The organism is Rothia sp. HMSC066G02, from assembly GCF_001813145.1.
Classification (GTDB): Bacteria; Actinomycetota; Actinomycetes; order Actinomycetales; family Micrococcaceae; genus Rothia.
In genome coordinates this window covers 13,773-30,428 of record NZ_KV811599.1, presented here as the reverse complement: position 1 = coordinate 30,428, position 16,656 = coordinate 13,773, and the positions used below count along the sequence as shown (strand labels likewise).

Genomic DNA, 16,656 nt, shown 5'->3' with positions numbered 1-16,656 from the left:
TCAACCCCCAACATCTGTTGGTGTCTTAAATCATAGTGGAGATATGAGTCATATGCATGAACTCATGTTGAAAAACTTTCCTCATTTTGAGTATTGACATTAGGGTTAGTTTGACTACAATTCATTCTTGGTGGTTCCGCCCGGCTAAACCCTGGCTAAGCTCTGGTCGAACCTCAGCTAAACCCGATTGCGGACACACCAAAGACGCCCCCCCCGCAACGCAGCGGGCAGGGGAGCGTAGAAGAGCGCAGAATAAGGGCTGCACTAGGTGCTACTCCACCAGGCCCGCGAAACCCGACAGAGCCAGTACCTCCTCGACATCCTGCGGCACCGAACGCGCCACCCACGGCGAATGCACCAACACTGCCTGCCACTGACCGCGCGACACCGCCACATTCAAACGATTCGGCGACAGCACAAACCCGGCACCGCGCCCAGAATCAACCCGCGACGACGCCAACGACACCAACACCACCGCAGCCTCCTGACCCTGGAACTTATCCACCGTGCCCACACGCACGCCAGCACCCGAAGAATCCGCCAAACCAGCAGCAATCAGCGCCTCACGCACACAATCAACCTGCGCGTTATACGCCGCCACCACAATGCAATCCTCCGCCGCCAACGGGCGCGGCTCAGCACCAGCCGCCGGAACCCACTCACGACCCAACAACTCGCGCACGCAATCCACCACCGCCTGCGCCTCCTGCACAGAACGCACCGAACAACCCGCATGCTCCACCGGATACGACACCACACCCGGCGCAACACCCCGCAGGGCGCGACCAGCCGTCGCCGCCGCGCTCGCCAACGCGCCATCATACGACAGCCACGAAACCCGCTCGCACAACGCCGAATCCATACGCCACGACTCGCCCAAGAAATAGCCAAAACGAGGATCCAGCGCTGCCGCGCCATCAGACAACCAACCCAGCGCCGAAACGTCCACCGGGTACGGGTGTACACCCGTCGACACCTGCGGCAACTGCTGCGGATCGCCCAACAGCAGCACCGAACGCGCCGCACGAGCCGCCGCCACCGTATTCGTCAGAGAGAACTGGCCCGCCTCATCAACCACCAGAACATCCAGCGACCCGGCAGGCACGCGACGCTCACTCACGTAATCCCACACCGTGCCGCCAAACAGCAGGCCGCCCGCACCAGAAATCAGCTCCACCAGCTCAGAATCAGACACCTCAGACCACGGGGCGTCCGGAGTCACCGACTTGCCGCGTAGACGCACCGCACGCGAAACATCAAAACCATCACGGGCACAGCACGCCAACATAAGATTCTCAATCACCGCATGCGACTGAGCCACCACGCCCACCTTCGCGCCCTCCGCCACTAGACGCGCAATCACGTGCGAGGCGAGGAAGGTCTTACCCGCACCCGGAGGGCCCTGAACCGCCACATAGGAATGGTCGAGCGCGCGAACCGCCGCGTGCACGGCATCCACCGTGGGCAGGTCAGATCCGGAAAAATCAACCTCAAGAGGTAGATTTTCTGCATTTTTGGCGTTTTCGGTGCTTTTCTTGAGGCGCGGTGCACGGCGGAACAGTAGGTCCGCGGAGGCACTCTCCACTCCCGTCAGCGAAGCTGCCGCATCGAGCACGCTCGGCAGGGTGCGGGACGATGAGGGAGCCTCGGACGGCTCAGAATCTTCGCCGGGCACGGGGCCATTAAGCACGGGGTCGCTCGGCATGAGCGCGCCATCGAAAAGCAGCCCGTGCACATCAGCCTGCAGAGCCGCCTCAATCGTCGCCGTAGACACCGGATCGCCAGGACCAATACCCGAAGGCAGGGCACGGTGCGGCTCATCCTTCACGCGGATGCGCTCCTGCAGAAGCACCTCCAAGAACTCGCCAGCCGACTCTGCGCCAGCCGACTCGCCGGTCGACTTGCCGGACTCTGGGGCAGCCTCTTCGGGATCCGCAGAACCCTCAGATCCGGCACGGAAACCGCCCTGCGCCACCGCCAGCACACGCATGCCAAAGAAACCCGTCGCCGCCAACTCAGCGGGCACACGCTCACCCGGATTCGACGCACGGAAATAATTCACCTGCGACTCCATACGGTCCAGCGCAATCTGCGGGCTCAACCCCGCCTCATACGCACAAAAAACCGCACGGTCAGAGGGCGCAATCACCAGGCTCGGGTCAGCCTCAATTCGCGCACGCAACAGGCGCACCTGCGCGCCGCGCACACGATACCAGCCGGGGGCATCTTCGACCTCGGCGGGCTCCTTCATGGCGGCGGCAAGCGCCTCCAGGTCTGCGGGGGTATTCAGAAGAGCATGCGCATGCTCCACCGAAAGCACCTGCACCCGATCAAGGTACGCATAATCGCGGCTCGCCACCCACGCCGTCGGGCCGTCCTCCAGACGGCGAATGTGCTCACGCCAGAACGGGGCACGCTCGCGGCGGTGATAATTCGTCATGGACAGCAACATCGCCGCCTCAAGCTCACCGGTACCCCAGCCGTGCTCCGCCGCGTGCTCCTCCAGGGATGCGAGCTGGGCATCTAGCAGGCACTGCAGGCGGTACTGTTCGCTGTCGTTCTCCACCGCGGCGGGCACCCTGTACATGACCGGGTGCTCCTCAGTTGCGGGGTCTTCGGCGGTATCTTCGGCAGTGTCTTCGGTGACGAGCTCCGGGGCGTCGGTCGCGAGGGCAAGAGATGCCGCCGCGTTCAGACACGCCGGGCACTCGTCGCAGGTCAGAAAATACGGGATGCGCTCGGCAAGTTCCGCCGGTTCTACGCCCTCGTTCAGCGCCTCGGTGAGCAGCAGGAGGCGCTGCTCCTGCAGGCGAATCAGCGGCAGAATACGTGCCGAATCAACCCGGTGAGGTTGAGGAACGGGGGAGTGGTGCTCAGCGTACTCAGTGGGTTCCGATTCGGACCCCGCGCTGTACTCATCCACGCCGTGCTCCAGATGAAGGTCGAGGCGCGCGGCATTCTTGGTGTTCTCGGCGCTCTCGGTTGCACTAGCGGTCAGCAGGTGCGCCGCCAGGGCACCGCGCAATAGCGCCCGATACGCCGCCTCACCCAGGTGCGGGGTGCAAACGATTAGGGCGGTATTGCTCTCGGCGGTGCTGTCCGCAACCGGGCAGTCGAGGCGGTCGAGCTCCACCGTGTAGGTCAGCCCCGCCGCGGAGGTCGCCACCAGGGGCACCGGGCGCGCCGTACCACCCGCATGCTCACTGCTGACTACTCCACTGCCAACTACTGCACTGCCGATCATTCCTCCGGCGGTCAGCGCTCGCAGGCACTCGCGGTACGCTTCGCGGGCGCGCTCCAACTTCTCGTGGGTCGGGTGGGCAGACTGCTTCTGCGCACGCTCCCGAAGCTCGGTGTAGAGCCGCAGCTCGCAGGCGGAGGTAGCGGTCAGATCAGCGAGGGTGAAGGTAAGGTCCATGGTGACTTTTCTGCTGGAGGAGAGAAACAAAGCGGGCGTGAAACCCTGCCGGGTGAGCGGGCGCGAGTCCCGGTTGAGGAGTCTGTCGGCACCCCGTGCCCCTCTCACCCCGAGAGGTTGATTTTCAGGTTTCACGTGAAACATTACAGAAAATCAACCTAAGTGGGATGATTTAGGGGGGATTTCGGGGCTATCCGGGTGAACACACTAGGAGACTGCACTCGCCGCGGCCGCGGTAGAAACTGCCGCCGCGGGCGCCGCCGAAGCGCTCGCCGCTACCGCAGAGGGGCTGGCAGAAGCACTCGGCGCAGTCGAACGGTTCGCAATCGCCGCCGCCGCCGCGTCCACGCGTTCCTTCGCGGCGGGCAGCGCATCCGCACCGCCCAGATTGTTCAGAATAATCGCGAAAATCAGGCGGGTGCCGTCGGGTCGGGTCGCCACACCGCACAGCGAAGATACCGTGTACAGGGTGCCGGTCTTCGCCTGCACAAAAGTGCGTGCGTGCACGGCGTTCGCCGCACCAAAACGACCGGATAGGGTGCCGCTCACGCCCGCGACCGGGAACGTGCTCATCAGCTGCTCCGCATGCTCATCAGCATTCAGCAGAGCCACAACCTGCACGAGGGTTCGGGCGGTCACGCGGTCCGTTAAGGACATGCCGCACACGTCTGCCTGCACCAGGTTTTCAATGTTCACGCCGGCATCCACGAGTGCCTGGCGCACGGTCTGCTGTGCCGCTTCGCCGCTGCCTTCCTTACCTGCGGCAATGGCGGCGCAACGGCCGAGCACCTCGGCGAGGGCGTTGTCGGATTCGAGCATCATGTGTTGTGCCTGCTCCAGCAGGGTTGCCGATTCGACCGCGGCGATTTCAACTGCTTCCGCGGGGGCGGTGCGGCGCTCCGCGAGGGTGAAGCTCATGCCGGACTCCTTGCCGGCGGTGTTGAGCGCATCCACGAACGCCTGCTGGGCGGCAACCGCCGCATCGTCCGGGCGTACCGGGTTGCTTGCGGTGGACTTGCCCGGCACCGTGTGCGATTCGAGCGCAATCGGGTGAATATGCGTGATCTGTCCGGACGCCACGTCGGCGGCATCCCAGCCGGGGTTCACGCCGGGGCCGCTGAAGAAGGTGCCGTCAAGGTAGACGGGCAGCGCCGCGGTCGGCTTCTCGCCCTGAAGAAGCGCCTTCACGGTCAGCTCGGCGAGGGTGGTCAGGCCTGCGCGTCCGACGATCTGCTTCGGGTTGGAAGCGCCCGCACCGAGCAGGGTGTCGCCGCCTGCCATGAGGTACAGTCCGGCGGAGTCGCGGGTGACGCGTGTGCGCAGGCGCGCCTGCAGGTTTGCGTAGTGGTTGAGCGCGAACAGGGTCAGCACCTTAAAAGTGGAGGCGGGCACGCGCGCGGTGTCGGCGTTGGCGGCGTACAGGTCGGCGGGCGCGGTGGCCGCCTTGATGCTGGGCAGGTTGCCGTCCATGCCGGTGACGAGCAGGCTGTACTGCGGGTAGGTGCCGTCCGCGAAGAGCGTGGTGAGGGCGGCACGTAGCTGTTCCTGTTCCGTTTCGGACAGTGCGGGTGCGAGGGTCGGGGTGGCGCTGGGGGTTGCGGAGGCGGTCGCCTCGGCGGTGCCGGTGGGGCTGCCGGTTGCGCTGCCGGTGGGGCTTGCGGAACCTTCGGGGCGTTTCTGTTCGATTGCGGCGGATCCGCAGGCGGTGAGGAGGAACATGCCGCCGAGGGTGAGGGCGGCGCGGCGGGTGAGGGTGGTGGTCTGGGTGTTGTGCTTGTTGGAAGGCATCTTTTGAGCATAGCGGGCGGATGGGGTGCCTATCGAATTTACGCGCCGGTGCTGGGATGCTCATGCCGCGCTCCTGCTACCCCTCACGAACCCTATCTGGGCTGCCCGGCAGGCGGCCGGGTGTGGCGGCGGGGTGCGCTGGCGGGCGTGGGACTAGGCGGAATGTTAACTGTGGTGTGAGCGTGGTAAATTACGCTGGTTTTGGCGCCGAATACGCGGTTTCGGTGTGCGTGAACGGGTTACAATGGGTGAGTTCAACACCTAACTTTCGCACCTTGCGCGCCGAAGTCGCCGCGAAAGTGACTCTAACTCACGAGAAAGAAGGTTCCGATGGAACTCGACGTCACTATTGAAATTCCCCGCGGCTCCCGCGTGAAGTACGAAGTGGACCACGAGACCGGCCGCCTGCGCCTGGACCGTGTGCTGTTCACCTCCATGCAGTACCCCACCGCTTACGGTTACTTCGAGAACACCCTCGGTGAGGACGGCGACCCGCTGGACGCAATGCTGATCCTGGACGTTGACGTTGTTCCCGGCGTGCTGGTTGAGTCCCGCCCGGTCGCAGTGTTCAACATGACCGATGAAGCTGGCGGCGACGCTAAGGTTCTGTGCGTTCCCACCGACAAGCGTTACGACCACATCAAGTCCCTGGCTGATGTTCCGGAGCAGCTGAAGGCTGAGATTCAGCACTTCTTCGAGCGTTACAAGGACCTGGAGCCCGGCAAGTGGGTTAAGGGTGAGGGCTGGGAAGACCTGGCTGCTGCTGAGAAGATGGTCCAGGAGGCTATCGACCGTTTCGCAGCTAAGGGTCACTAAGCTGCCGCACCGTTAGGTGCACCCGGTTTTGTAGGGGGCGTGTTCCCCGTGTCTGGTTCGTGCGAGTTTTCGTGCGTGCTGGAGGCGGCGGGCACGCCCCTTTTTCACGCCCCCTTTTGTTGTGTCTTTCGCCGCATCTGCTTGTACGCTGGGTGTAGTTGATTGCGCGAGGTGCAGATTCAGAGTATTTTCAAAGGGATTCACTCTTCTTCTACTCTCACACCTTTCACCGAGGATAGAAAATGAAGAAAAACCTTTCGACCCGCGGCGCGGCGGCACTGTTGGCGCTGGCTATGGGGTGCATGGGTCAGGGCGTAGCCCAGGCGGCATACATTCAGCCGAAATCTGCACAGCCTATTGAAGAGCTGGAATTTGATGTTGATTGTTTTGGCATGCACTTCTATTACGGCGCGAACATGATGACCAATTTGCACTGGGCGGAGTGTACCGGCCTGATTACGAAGAAGCAGGTTGTTGGGCTGGCCCGAATCAGTGAAGATAAGTTGCCGAACGGGGTCATGACCATTTCGCGTGGTCGCTTGCTGGAGTACCTGTACCATCTGGCTGGTTCACCCGAGGTGAAGAACCTGCCGGAGAAGTCCCCGTACACCGATCTGACTCCGGGCGACGCGCGTTATAAGGTTGCTATTTGGGCGACCCGCGTGGGTTTGAGTGCTGGTTGGTCTGATGGTTCCTTCCACTACGACACTCCGGCGAGCCGTGGCGCCTATTTTACCTTCCTCTATCGTGCCGCGGGTAGCCCTAAGGTGACTCTGGAATCCCTGGATGCGGCGAATGCTGTGCGTGCTGAGAAGGGTGCTGCCCCCATTAAGGAAGGTAGTGAGTTGCATCGAGCAATGAGCTGGGCGTACCAGCATGCGCTGGCGAAGGGGGGAGATATTCGGGCGTATGACACTAACTTCTTCACTAACGGGTACACGCCGGGGGATTTCAATGAAACACCGGATTTCTATTACGCTTCGTACCCCACTATTTTCACCCCTCTCATGGTTCTTGATTACCACGAGGAGCTGGCGCCCATTGTGGCTCGTCTGCAGTTGCTGTCCTAGTGGCAGGTGAGCGGAGGGCTTGCTGGGGGCGTGTTCCCCGCGTCCGGTTTGTGCGAGTTTTCGCGCGTGCTGGAGGCGGTGGGCACGCCCCCTTTTGCTGTGCTCCTTGATTGTGTTCGGAGGTTCCTTGGAAGGACATGTGTAACCGAACTATTCTTCGGAAAACAGCCTCGGAGGGCTTCTTGGGGTGCTAATATGGGCATATTACGAAGAATAGTTCGTATAATCTGAGGTTCTGTAGCGGTGAGGAGGGGACATCCATGGCATTCGACGCAACGGGGTTCGCACAGGAATTTGGTGCGCAGGTTCGCGCCGTCCGCAAGTACGAAAAAATCACCCAAATGGAGTTGGCGTGGATGGTCGGGCTCAGCGATAAAACAATCCGCGATATTGAGCGTGGGTTGCCCGGCCCGTCAATTGGTGCGGTCCTCAAAGTCGCCCAAGAGCTCGGTATCGAGCTGGCTATCACCAACCCCCTCACCTAACCCCTCCCGCACACCTATATAAAGGAACCACCATGCAGAATGGACGCGCAGGACGCCTGCACCCCGCCGTCGGCACTGCCCGCCGCCACCTCGCCGCCGCCCTCGAAAAGCTCCTCGGCGCCGGAAGTATCAAAGCCACCGGACGCTCCCGCACCGCCTCCACTGCGGACGCCGCCGATCTACCCCTGCTCCTGGTCGCCTGCAGCGGCGGCCCCGACTCCCTCGCCCTGGCGGCAATTGCCGCGCACTTCGCCCGCCGCGGCGACGTGCGCGTAGGCGCCATCATCGTCGACCACGGCCTGCAAGAAGACTCCGCCGCAGTCGCCGCGCAGACCGCGCAGACCCTCACCGACCTGGGGCTTCACCCCGTCATCACCGAAAAAGTGCAGGTTCCCGTCGGGAACATGGGCCCCGAAATGGCGGCGCGCACCGCCCGCTACACCGCCTTCACGAAAGCCGTCGAAGCCACCGGCGCCCGCGCCGTACTACTCGGCCACACCCTCGACGACCAGGCAGAAACCGTGCTACTCGGCCTAAGCCGCGGCTCCGGCACACGCTCCCTTGCCGGTATGCCGCCCGTACGCGTCGAAAGGGGCGTCACCTACCTGCGTCCCTTCCTCGGTCTGCGCCGCACCGACATGCTCGACATCTGCGATGCCGAAACCCTCACCCCCTGGATCGACCCGACCAACACCGACGAAACCCTCATGCGTGCCCGTATCCGCCACAGTGTGCTGCCCTACCTGGAGGAGCACCTCGGCGGGGACGTCGCCCGCTCCCTGGCGCGCACCGCCGCGGTGGCCGGCCCCGATGCCGAATACCTCGACGAGCAGGCACAGGTAGTCTACGAGCAGGCGCTCCTACCCGCCGGAACCACCGTGCGTGGCATCGAACGTGAGGACGCCGTGCTACTGGACCGTGCGCAGGTGGCGGCGCTACACCCGGCGCTTCGATTGCGTGTGCTTGCGACCGCCTGCAAGACCGCCGGGGGAGAGAACCCCGGCTTCGAGCGACTGCAGGCGCTGGACTCTTTCACCGCCGAATACGCGGTAGCTGGGCCCGTTCAGATGCCCGGTCACGTGAGCGCGTACCGCCGCCGCAAAATTGTGCATCCGGCAACCGGTGAACGCCTGGACGTGCTCGTATTAGTGCCAACTCGACCCTAACTAGGTGCCCAGCTAGATGCCCGCGGAGCATCCTCAGCACACACTATCTGCGTGGTGAGGTGCGCCGCGGCGCCGTTTTAAGCCATACTTAAGGCGAACACCATCCACATTGTCCGCTGTGGGAAGGCATGAAACCCCCGCACCCGGGGCCCCCGGCGGAGGCGCAGAGCGTCTAAAAGAATACGAAGGAATACATCGTGCAGGCTATCGACGTGCAGGACGATATCAAGAACGTTCTCTTCAGCAAGGAAGAGATTAACGCGAAGGTCGCCGAACTGGCGGCGCGCATCGACGAAGACTACGCCGGTAAGGACGTGCTGTTGGTGGGTGTTCTCAAGGGCGCCATCATGATCATGGCTGACCTTTCCCGCGCTCTCAAGGGCCACTACACCATGGATTGGATGGCTGTTTCTTCTTACGGTTCCGGCACCAAGTCCTCCGGCGTTGTGCGTATCCTCAAGGACCTGGACACCGACCTGGTGGGCCGCAACGTCCTGATCGTTGAAGACATCATTGACTCCGGCCTGACCCTGGCATGGCTGCAGCAGAACCTGATTTCTCGCGGCGCAGCTTCCGTTGAGATTTGCACCCTGCTGCGCAAGCCCAAGGTCGTCAAGGCTGACGTTGAGGTCAAGTACGTCGGCTGGGACATCGAGCCCGAGTTCGTCGTTGGTTACGGCCTGGACTTCGCTGAGAAGTACCGCAACCTGGACTGCGTCGCAACCCTGCACCCGCACGTTTACTCCTAAGCCTTCACCTCAGCAACCCTGCTGTAGGTGGTTACGCCCCGCCTCCTCACGCTTGTGGGGGAGCGGGGCGTTGCTGTACCCGCCGGTGGATGTACGTGGAGGCGGATGTACCCGCCGCGGAAGATGCACTTTCACCCCCGCCGAGTGCTACAACCCTTTAGCCCGCAGGTGAAATAGAGAAGCCCGGTACCTAGCCGCCCGCCGGGGTAGGGTACATTTAAGGTTGCATCGTTGGGTGTTCCGGCTGGCATGCCGCAACCCCCGATGGGTTACAGCCGCAACGTAAGGACAAAGCATTGGCGCAAACCCCCAATACTCCGCAGAAAGGCTCGGAGGGCTTCCTGAAGAAGCTGATTAACGGCCCCTGGTTCTGGCCGGGTGCAGCTCTCGTAATCATGCTGGCTTTCCTCATGGCCTCCTTCTTCACTCAGCCCTCGCGTCAGGTGGACACCAACGTGGGTCTTCAGCTGCTCAACGACCACCAGGTCAAGAGCGCAAAGATCTACGACGGCGACCAGCGCGTCGAGCTGCAGCTTAAGGACGACTACAAGAAGGGCAACGACAACTACGGTAAGTCGGTGCGCTTCTACTACGTGCAGCCCCGCGGCGACGAAGTTGCTAAGGCAATGGAATCCGCCGAGCTGGAAAGCTACACGGACCAGCCGGTTGAGCACAGCTTCCTGGGCTCCCTGGTGTCCCTGCTCCTGCCGATTCTGATCTTTGGTGCGCTCTTCTGGTTCCTGATGGGACGAGTCGGAGGCGGCTCCTCCGTCATGAGCTTCTCCAAGTCCCGCGCGAAGAAGTTCACCAAGGACAAGCCGGATGTGCGCTTCAGCGACGTTGCCGGCGTGGACGAGGCGCTCGCCGAACTGGAAGAAGTCCGCGAGTTCCTGGCTGAACCCGAAAAGTTCACCCGCCTGGGTGCAAAGATCCCCAAGGGCGTGCTACTGTACGGCCCTCCCGGCACCGGTAAAACCCTGCTCGCCAAGGCTGTGGCGGGCGAGGCTGGCGTGCCGTTCTACTCGATTTCTGGCTCTGACTTCGTTGAAATGTTCGTGGGTGTGGGTGCGTCCCGCGTGCGCGACCTGTTCAAGGAAGCGAAGAGCGACCCCGCCGCCATCGTCTTCGTCGACGAGATTGACGCTGTTGGCCGCCGCCGCGGCGTCGGCATGGGCGGCGGTAATGACGAGCGTGAGCAGACCCTGAACCAGCTGCTGGTTGAGATGGACGGCTTCGACGGCAACTCGAACGTCATCGTCATTGCGGCAACGAACCGACCCGACGTTCTGGACCCGGCGCTGCTGCGTCCCGGCCGTTTTGACCGTCAGATTGGTGTGGACGCCCCCGACATGCAGGGCCGCGAACACATCCTGCGCGTTCACGCCGCAGGCAAGCCAATCGCTAACACCGTTGACCTGGCTCAGGTTGCTAAGCGCACCCCCGGCTTCACCGGTGCTGACCTGGCGAACGTCATGAATGAGGCGGCTCTGCTGACCGCCCGCGATAACGGCAACGTGATTGACGACCGCGCTATCGACGAGGCGATTGACCGCGTCATGGCTGGTCCGCAGCGTTCCTCGCGCATCATGAACGAGCACGAGCGTAAGGTCACCGCATACCACGAGGGCGGTCACGCCCTGGTCGCGGCGGCACTGCGTAACTCCGCGCCGGTCACCAAGATTACGATTCTTCCGCGCGGTCGCGCCCTGGGTTACACCATGGTCATGCCGCAGGACGACAAGTACTCCACGACCCGCCACGAACTGCTCGACCAGATGGCGTACGCGATGGGTGGCCGTGCGGCTGAGGAAATCGTCTTCCACGACCCGTCCACCGGTGCGTCTAACGACATTCAGAAGGCAACCGACACCGCCCGCAAGATGGTTACCGACTACGGCATGAGCGCCGTGATTGGTTCCGTGAAGCTCGGCGGCGAAGACACCGAACCGTTCCTCGGTGGCGGCGGCGCTTCGGCACGCAACTACTCCGACGCGACCGCGGCAAAGGTCGACGCTGAGATTCGTGCCCTGCTGGATCAGGCACACGATGAGGCATTCCAGATTCTGCTGGAAAATCGCGATATTCTGGACCGCCTGGCGTTCGCCCTGCTGGAGAAGGAAACCCTGCTCGAGAACGAGATTGCCGAAATCTTCAAGGATGTTCGCAAGCGCCCCGAGCGTGAGCACTGGTACTCCAAGCCGACCCGCGAGCGTACCGACATCCCGCCGGTGAAGGCACCGAGCGAGCTGGCTCAGGAGGCGCAGAAGGCTGAGGAAGCACCTGCCGAGGCGCCGACTGTTCCGGTAGCACCGGCTGCACCCGTGCAGCAGGTCCCGGTAGCACCTACGCAGCCGTTGCCGCCTCAGGCGCCCCTCAGCGACCCGGACACCGACCCGACCGTCGCAATGCCTACCCAGCAGTACCCGAACTACCCCGCCCCTCCGGCGCAGCGCCCGGAGAACGGCACCCCGAACCAGAATGGAGCAGAGAATGAGCGAGGTTAAGAACGCCGTTGACCAGCCGCGTATTGAGGCTGCCGTCCGCGAGATTCTGCTCGCGATTGGTGAGGACCCGGACCGTGACGGTCTGCAGCAGACTCCGGCTCGTGTGGCGCGTGCCTACGCGGAATTCTTCTCGGGTCTGCACCAGGATGCCGGCGAGATTCTGGGTACGACCTTCGACATTGCCCACTCTGAGATGGTGCTGGTGAAGGACATCCCGTTCTACTCGACCTGTGAGCACCACCTGGTGCCGTTCCACGGTGTGGCGCATGTGGGTTACATTCCGGGCCCGGACGGTAAGGTGACCGGTCTGAGCAAGCTCGCCCGCGTGGTGGATTTGTACGCTCGCCGCCCGCAGGTGCAGGAGCGTCTGACTACGCAGGTGGTGGAGGCTCTGGAGGAGCATCTGAACCCGCGCGGCGCGATTGTGGTGATTGAGGCTGAGCACATGTGCATGTCGATGCGCGGTGTGCGTAAGCCGGGCGCGAAGACCGTGACCAGCGCGGTGCGCGGTGCGCTGATGAACGGCGCAACCCGTGCGGAGGCGATGAGCCTGATCTTCTCGCAGCGCTAAGCGCATGCAATGAGCATATAGCTATACGCCAGGGGGCAGGATTCTAAGGAATCCTGCCCCCTTGCGCTATACCCCTGCGCTGTGCGGTCGCATGTGTTGGGCCGCATGACGAGTGCCCTTGCGTAGAGGGCGTCATCAGCTGTAGAGTAGTAGCACTAGTACCGGCACCACTCCTTCGGGAGTACAGGACCGGTCTTCTTTTTGTTAACGCTACGTACAGTGCTCTTCACGTACCGTTGTTGATGAATATATGACTGTTCCTCTCCTCATCAGGAGCGAAAATAACCGTGGCCGGTTCCGCCCATCAGGGGTCTGGAGCCGGTCATCGTTTTTAAACGATGACCTTAGTAAGACAGAGATGACTTACATGCCGTGTAGTTATACCCTTAATATCCTTATATTGATATTATTAAAGAGTTCCGATGATGAAATGATATCAAGCGATGGATAGTGCATGTCTTCAATCGTAAAGCCATTTAAAACATATGAACAGCAGGTTGGAATCTTGCGGCAGCGAGGTATGCTCGTAGGTTCTCAGGAACATGCCGTTCACGTCCTTGAGCGTGTTAGTTACTACCGTCTGAGTGGTTACTACTATTCGTTCCGGCGACCGGCAGGAAGTGGGCGGCGCTCGGATACTTTCATGCCCGGAACTGTCTTTGAAGATATCGTGGCCCTGTATGAATATGACCGTAATCTTCGGTCTATTGCGTTTTCGTACTTCTCGCAGTTTGAGGTGTATTTGCGGTCCCGCCTAGGGAATTTACTGGGGGAAGTAGACCCTCTCATATACGAGGATGAAGCCCGGTGTGATCTTCAAGGTAGTAAAAGGCGCACTGCTTGGAATAGATTCACGAGAAAAAGCGAACAACTTATTCGTACTTCTGAGGAAGAATTCGTGAAGCATCACCGTGAGCAATACGGCGGGAAGTTGCCTGTGTGGGTAGTGGTGGAAGTTCTAGATTTAGGGGCTCTGCAGAATCTGTATTTGGTCTCCCCGCCAAATATTCGGCGAGATATCGCGAAAGCCCTGGGGTGTACTGACCCCCAACTGGAAACCTGGATTAACTCGCTGCGGGTAATGCGCAATATTTGTGCGCATCAAAGTAGGTTCTACAATAAGCTGCACCCAGAGCCTCGCTTACCGCGTGTGTTGAGAGGTGGAAGAGTTGAGAGCCCTGAAATCCGTGAGGTTGTTGACCTATTTGGTGTGCCACAGGCTGAAGAGAACCATAAGATGTGTAAAACCTTCGGCATGCTCACCCTCCTCAAATATCTGATGGACCAGGGTGGAATCGGGGATACGGAATCTCTAACGCAGATTCTGAAGGAACGTCCTAATATTTCCGTTCCTGGAGTTGATATCTCGCGTGCTATGGGTATACCGCGAGGTTGGGAAGAAACCCGTTTGTGGAGCTAAAATCTTCACTGCTTATAGACACGCTGAAAGGGGCGGAGGTGAAAACCTCCGCCCCTTTTTCGCATCGCCAAAGTGCTCTGAGAATGTATTCTGAGCCGGTACCTTCCGCGGCTGTGGCAGCGCCGGTAGTGCCGCACCGCAGAAGCTAGAAGAGCCCCGCCGCTAACGCTGCAGGCTACCCTTCGCCTCGCTCGGATTATCCCAGCCCAGGGCAAGAGTCGCGATCAAGCCCACGGCAATGAAACCGCAACCGGTCGCGGTGCCGAAAGCAATCCAGCGCACGGCGGGAGCACCTTCAGCAAGCACAATAGTCACCAGCGCGGCAAGAGCCACCAGGGAAAGGATCCAAGCTCCAGTCTTCATATTCACAACGAGTCACTTCCTAGAGTATGTATGTGTGGGTGCGCGCCACCGACCGGGAACGCGCCAGGCACGGTATGCGTGCCCTCCCAGCATACCCTTAAATAAGTATCTGTAATGCAAATATTGCATGTTGTGTCCCCAAAATCGTCCCGTCGCTGTCCCAACCCCCGCCTCAATCCCCCTTCCAATCACAGCGGCAAACATGGGAGCACCACAGATTCGGTACGATAAATTTATGACTGAATCCACACACACCACCCGTGTAGCCCCTCTGCCCTGCGACGTGCTCGCCGCCGAACGCACCCTCGTGATGGGCATCCTCAACGTCACCCCCGACTCCTTCAGCGACGGCGGCCAGCACTACGCCGCCACCGACGCCATCGCCCACGCCGCCCGCATGATTGCCGAGGGCGCCTCCATTATCGACATTGGCGGTGAGTCCACCCGCCCCGCCGGTGCCGTGCGCATCAGCGTGGAGGAGGAGCAGCGCCGCATCCTGCCCGTCATCGAGGCAGTCGCGCAGATGGGCACCACCATCAGCGTTGACACCATGAACCCGCAGACCGCCCGCGCCGCCATTGCCGCCGGTGCGCACATTATCAACGATGTGTCCGGTCTGAACGTGAGCGACGAAATGATTGAAACCGCCGCCGAACTGCAGGTGCCGTACATCCTCATGCACGCGCGCGGCACCTCTCAGACCATGGACAGCCTGGCAGAGTACCCGCGCGGCGTCGTCACCGAGGTGGTGGAGGAGCTGACCGGCCTGCGTGAGCGTTTCCTTGCAGCCGGTGTGCTGCCGCAGAACCTGATTCTTGATCCGGGTCTGGGCTTCGCGAAGGGCGGCATGCAGGACTGGGAGCTGCTCGCCGCCATTGACGAGCTGCAGGGCCTGGGCCACCGCCTGCTCATTGCCGGTTCCCGCAAGCGTTTTATCGCCAACGCCCTCACGGCGGCGGATATGGCACTGGCTGAGCGCCTGAACGCGAGCGGCTTCACCGCAACCGATGCGGGTGAGGCGGAACGCGAACTGTGGCAGTCGCTGTCGGAGCCGCGCCCGGCTCAGCATCGTGACGCAGCTTCTGCGGCGGTGACCGCCCTGGTGGCGGCGCGCGGCGTGTGGGCGGTGCGCGTGCACGACGTGCCCGCCAGCGTGGATGCGGTGACGGTCGCCTCCGCGCTGCGCTCCGTAAGCTAAGGCTCTGTCAGCTAGAACCACCAACCCCGCCCACAACCTCCGATTACCCGAATACCCTCTAGGAGACCCCCAATGACCCAGGCAGATTACGCCCGCCACGACCGCATCACCCTCACCGGCATTACCGCCAAGGGCTACCACGGCGTGCTCGACTTTGAGAAGCGCGACGGCCAGCCCTTCGTCGTGGACGCGACCCTGTACAGTGATTTTTCCGCCGCAGCCGCCACGGATGACCTGACGAAGACCACGAACTACGCGCTCGTGGTTGACCTGATTCACCGCCACGTGACGAACGGTTCGCTGGACCTGATTGAGACCCTTGCGGTGAACATTGCCGAGGGTATCCTTGCGATGTTTGAGCTTGTGGAGGCGGCGGAGATTACCGTATCGAAGCCGCAGGCGCCGATTGAGTTGCCGTTCGGTAACGTTGCGGTGAGCGTGTTCCGTGAGCGTGCCGCGGAGCGTGTCGTGGAGGGCGGCCGCTAGTGGCTGGCACCCAGACAACCGATACGCAGAAGCCCAACACCCTGAAACACCGCGCGGTGCTGGCGTTGGGCTCGAATCTGGGCGAAAGCGAAGACACCCTGGAGCGTGCCGTCGCCGACCTGGTGGCGGGCGGCGTGCAGCTGGTGCGCGCCTCCGGGCTGTACCGTACCGCCCCGGTGGGTGGCCCGGTGGGTCAGCCGGATTTCGTGAACGCGGTCATTGAGGTGGCCACTGACCTGGGCGCCTACGAGCTGCTGAAGCTGTGTAATGCGGTGGAGGCGGCGCATCACCGTGAGCGCCTGGTGCGTTGGGGCCCGCGCACCCTCGATATTGACGTGATTGACTATGACGGCGTGATCTCTGAGGATCCGGTGCTGACTTTGCCGCATCCGCGGGCGCAGGAGCGTGCTTTCGTGCTGGTGCCGTGGGCGCAGATGGACCCGCAGGCACACTTGACGGTGACCCGGCGTGCGGAGCCTTCGGGGGAGCGGCCGGATGAGGTTCCTGCGCCGCTGAGCCGCGAGGTCGTGAACGTTGCGGAGCTGTCCCGCACGCTGCTTGGGGCGGATGAAGACGCTATCAGCTATATGCGTGAGATGCAGGTACCTGATCAGCCTTAAAT

Annotated in this window: 14 protein-coding genes; 11 read left to right on the top strand and 3 right to left on the bottom strand. The window is 61.9% G+C overall.

Annotated elements, in window-relative coordinates; genetic code table 11:
• Positions 1-271 precede the first annotated feature (271 nt).
• A complete protein-coding gene (locus HMPREF2894_RS08165) occupies positions 272-3,418 on the bottom strand; it encodes a DEAD/DEAH box helicase (RefSeq protein WP_070678763.1) in 3,147 nt (1,048 codons plus the stop codon).
• A gap of 207 nt (positions 3,419-3,625) precedes the next feature.
• A complete protein-coding gene (dacB, locus tag HMPREF2894_RS08160) occupies positions 3,626-5,206 on the bottom strand; it encodes a D-alanyl-D-alanine carboxypeptidase/D-alanyl-D-alanine endopeptidase (RefSeq protein ID WP_070678761.1) in 1,581 nt (526 codons plus the stop codon).
• Between the two features lie 330 nt (positions 5,207-5,536).
• Here dacB and ppa point away from each other — a divergent pair, with 330 nt between their 5' ends.
• From ppa to HMPREF2894_RS08120, 8 genes are all read left to right on the top strand, one after another.
• Positions 5,537-6,022, top strand: a complete 486-nt coding sequence (gene ppa / locus HMPREF2894_RS08155) for an inorganic diphosphatase (RefSeq protein ID WP_049340474.1) — start codon at positions 5,537-5,539, stop codon at positions 6,020-6,022.
• A 242-nt stretch (positions 6,023-6,264) separates the two neighbouring features.
• On the top strand, positions 6,265-7,092 hold the full coding sequence (locus HMPREF2894_RS08150; RefSeq protein ID WP_070678757.1) for an S-layer homology domain-containing protein: 828 nt from the start codon (positions 6,265-6,267) through the stop codon (positions 7,090-7,092).
• A 260-nt stretch (positions 7,093-7,352) separates the two neighbouring features.
• The gene (locus tag HMPREF2894_RS08145; protein WP_005504337.1) at positions 7,353-7,577 is read left to right on the top strand and encodes a helix-turn-helix domain-containing protein; all 225 of its coding nucleotides are present in this window, start codon (positions 7,353-7,355) and stop codon (positions 7,575-7,577) included.
• Positions 7,578-7,609: 32 nt separating this feature from the next.
• Positions 7,610-8,743, top strand: coding sequence for a tRNA lysidine(34) synthetase TilS (gene tilS / locus HMPREF2894_RS08140; protein WP_070634653.1), 1,134 nt, complete (start codon positions 7,610-7,612; stop codon positions 8,741-8,743).
• Between the two features lie 197 nt (positions 8,744-8,940).
• The gene (gene hpt, locus HMPREF2894_RS08135; protein WP_005504342.1) at positions 8,941-9,492 is read left to right on the top strand and encodes a hypoxanthine phosphoribosyltransferase; all 552 of its coding nucleotides are present in this window, start codon (positions 8,941-8,943) and stop codon (positions 9,490-9,492) included.
• Positions 9,493-9,788: 296 nt separating this feature from the next.
• Positions 9,789-11,996 carry an ATP-dependent zinc metalloprotease FtsH gene (gene ftsH / locus HMPREF2894_RS08130; protein ID WP_070678754.1) on the top strand — a complete coding sequence of 736 codons (2,208 nt, stop codon included), beginning with the start codon at positions 9,789-9,791 and terminating at the stop codon, positions 11,994-11,996.
• Positions 11,983-12,567: a GTP cyclohydrolase I FolE gene (folE, locus tag HMPREF2894_RS08125; RefSeq protein ID WP_049340467.1), complete on the top strand. Its 585-nt coding sequence runs from the start codon at positions 11,983-11,985 to the stop codon at positions 12,565-12,567. The genes ftsH and folE overlap by 14 nt, the downstream gene beginning before the upstream one ends.
• A gap of 454 nt (positions 12,568-13,021) precedes the next feature.
• Positions 13,022-13,987 (top strand): Abi family protein, encoded by a 966-nt coding sequence (locus tag HMPREF2894_RS08120; RefSeq protein WP_049340464.1) that lies wholly within the window; start codon positions 13,022-13,024, stop codon positions 13,985-13,987.
• 162 nt (positions 13,988-14,149) lie between these two features.
• Here HMPREF2894_RS08120 and HMPREF2894_RS08115 read toward each other — a convergent pair whose 3' ends face one another.
• Positions 14,150-14,350 carry a hypothetical protein gene (locus tag HMPREF2894_RS08115; protein WP_371325813.1) on the bottom strand — a complete coding sequence of 67 codons (201 nt, stop codon included), beginning with the start codon at positions 14,348-14,350 and terminating at the stop codon, positions 14,150-14,152.
• Positions 14,351-14,585: 235 nt separating this feature from the next.
• On the opposite strand from HMPREF2894_RS08115, the gene folP reads away from it, so the two are divergent.
• From folP to folK, 3 genes are all read left to right on the top strand, one after another.
• Positions 14,586-15,548 carry a dihydropteroate synthase gene (folP, locus tag HMPREF2894_RS08110; protein WP_070678751.1) on the top strand — a complete coding sequence of 321 codons (963 nt, stop codon included), beginning with the start codon at positions 14,586-14,588 and terminating at the stop codon, positions 15,546-15,548.
• Between the two features lie 72 nt (positions 15,549-15,620).
• On the top strand, positions 15,621-16,034 hold the full coding sequence (gene folB, locus HMPREF2894_RS08105; RefSeq protein ID WP_049340452.1) for a dihydroneopterin aldolase: 414 nt from the start codon (positions 15,621-15,623) through the stop codon (positions 16,032-16,034).
• On the top strand, positions 16,034-16,654 hold the full coding sequence (folK, locus tag HMPREF2894_RS08100; protein WP_049349892.1) for a 2-amino-4-hydroxy-6-hydroxymethyldihydropteridine diphosphokinase: 621 nt from the start codon (positions 16,034-16,036) through the stop codon (positions 16,652-16,654). Before folB ends, folK begins: the two co-directional genes overlap by 1 nt.
• Positions 16,655-16,656 lie beyond the last annotated feature (2 nt).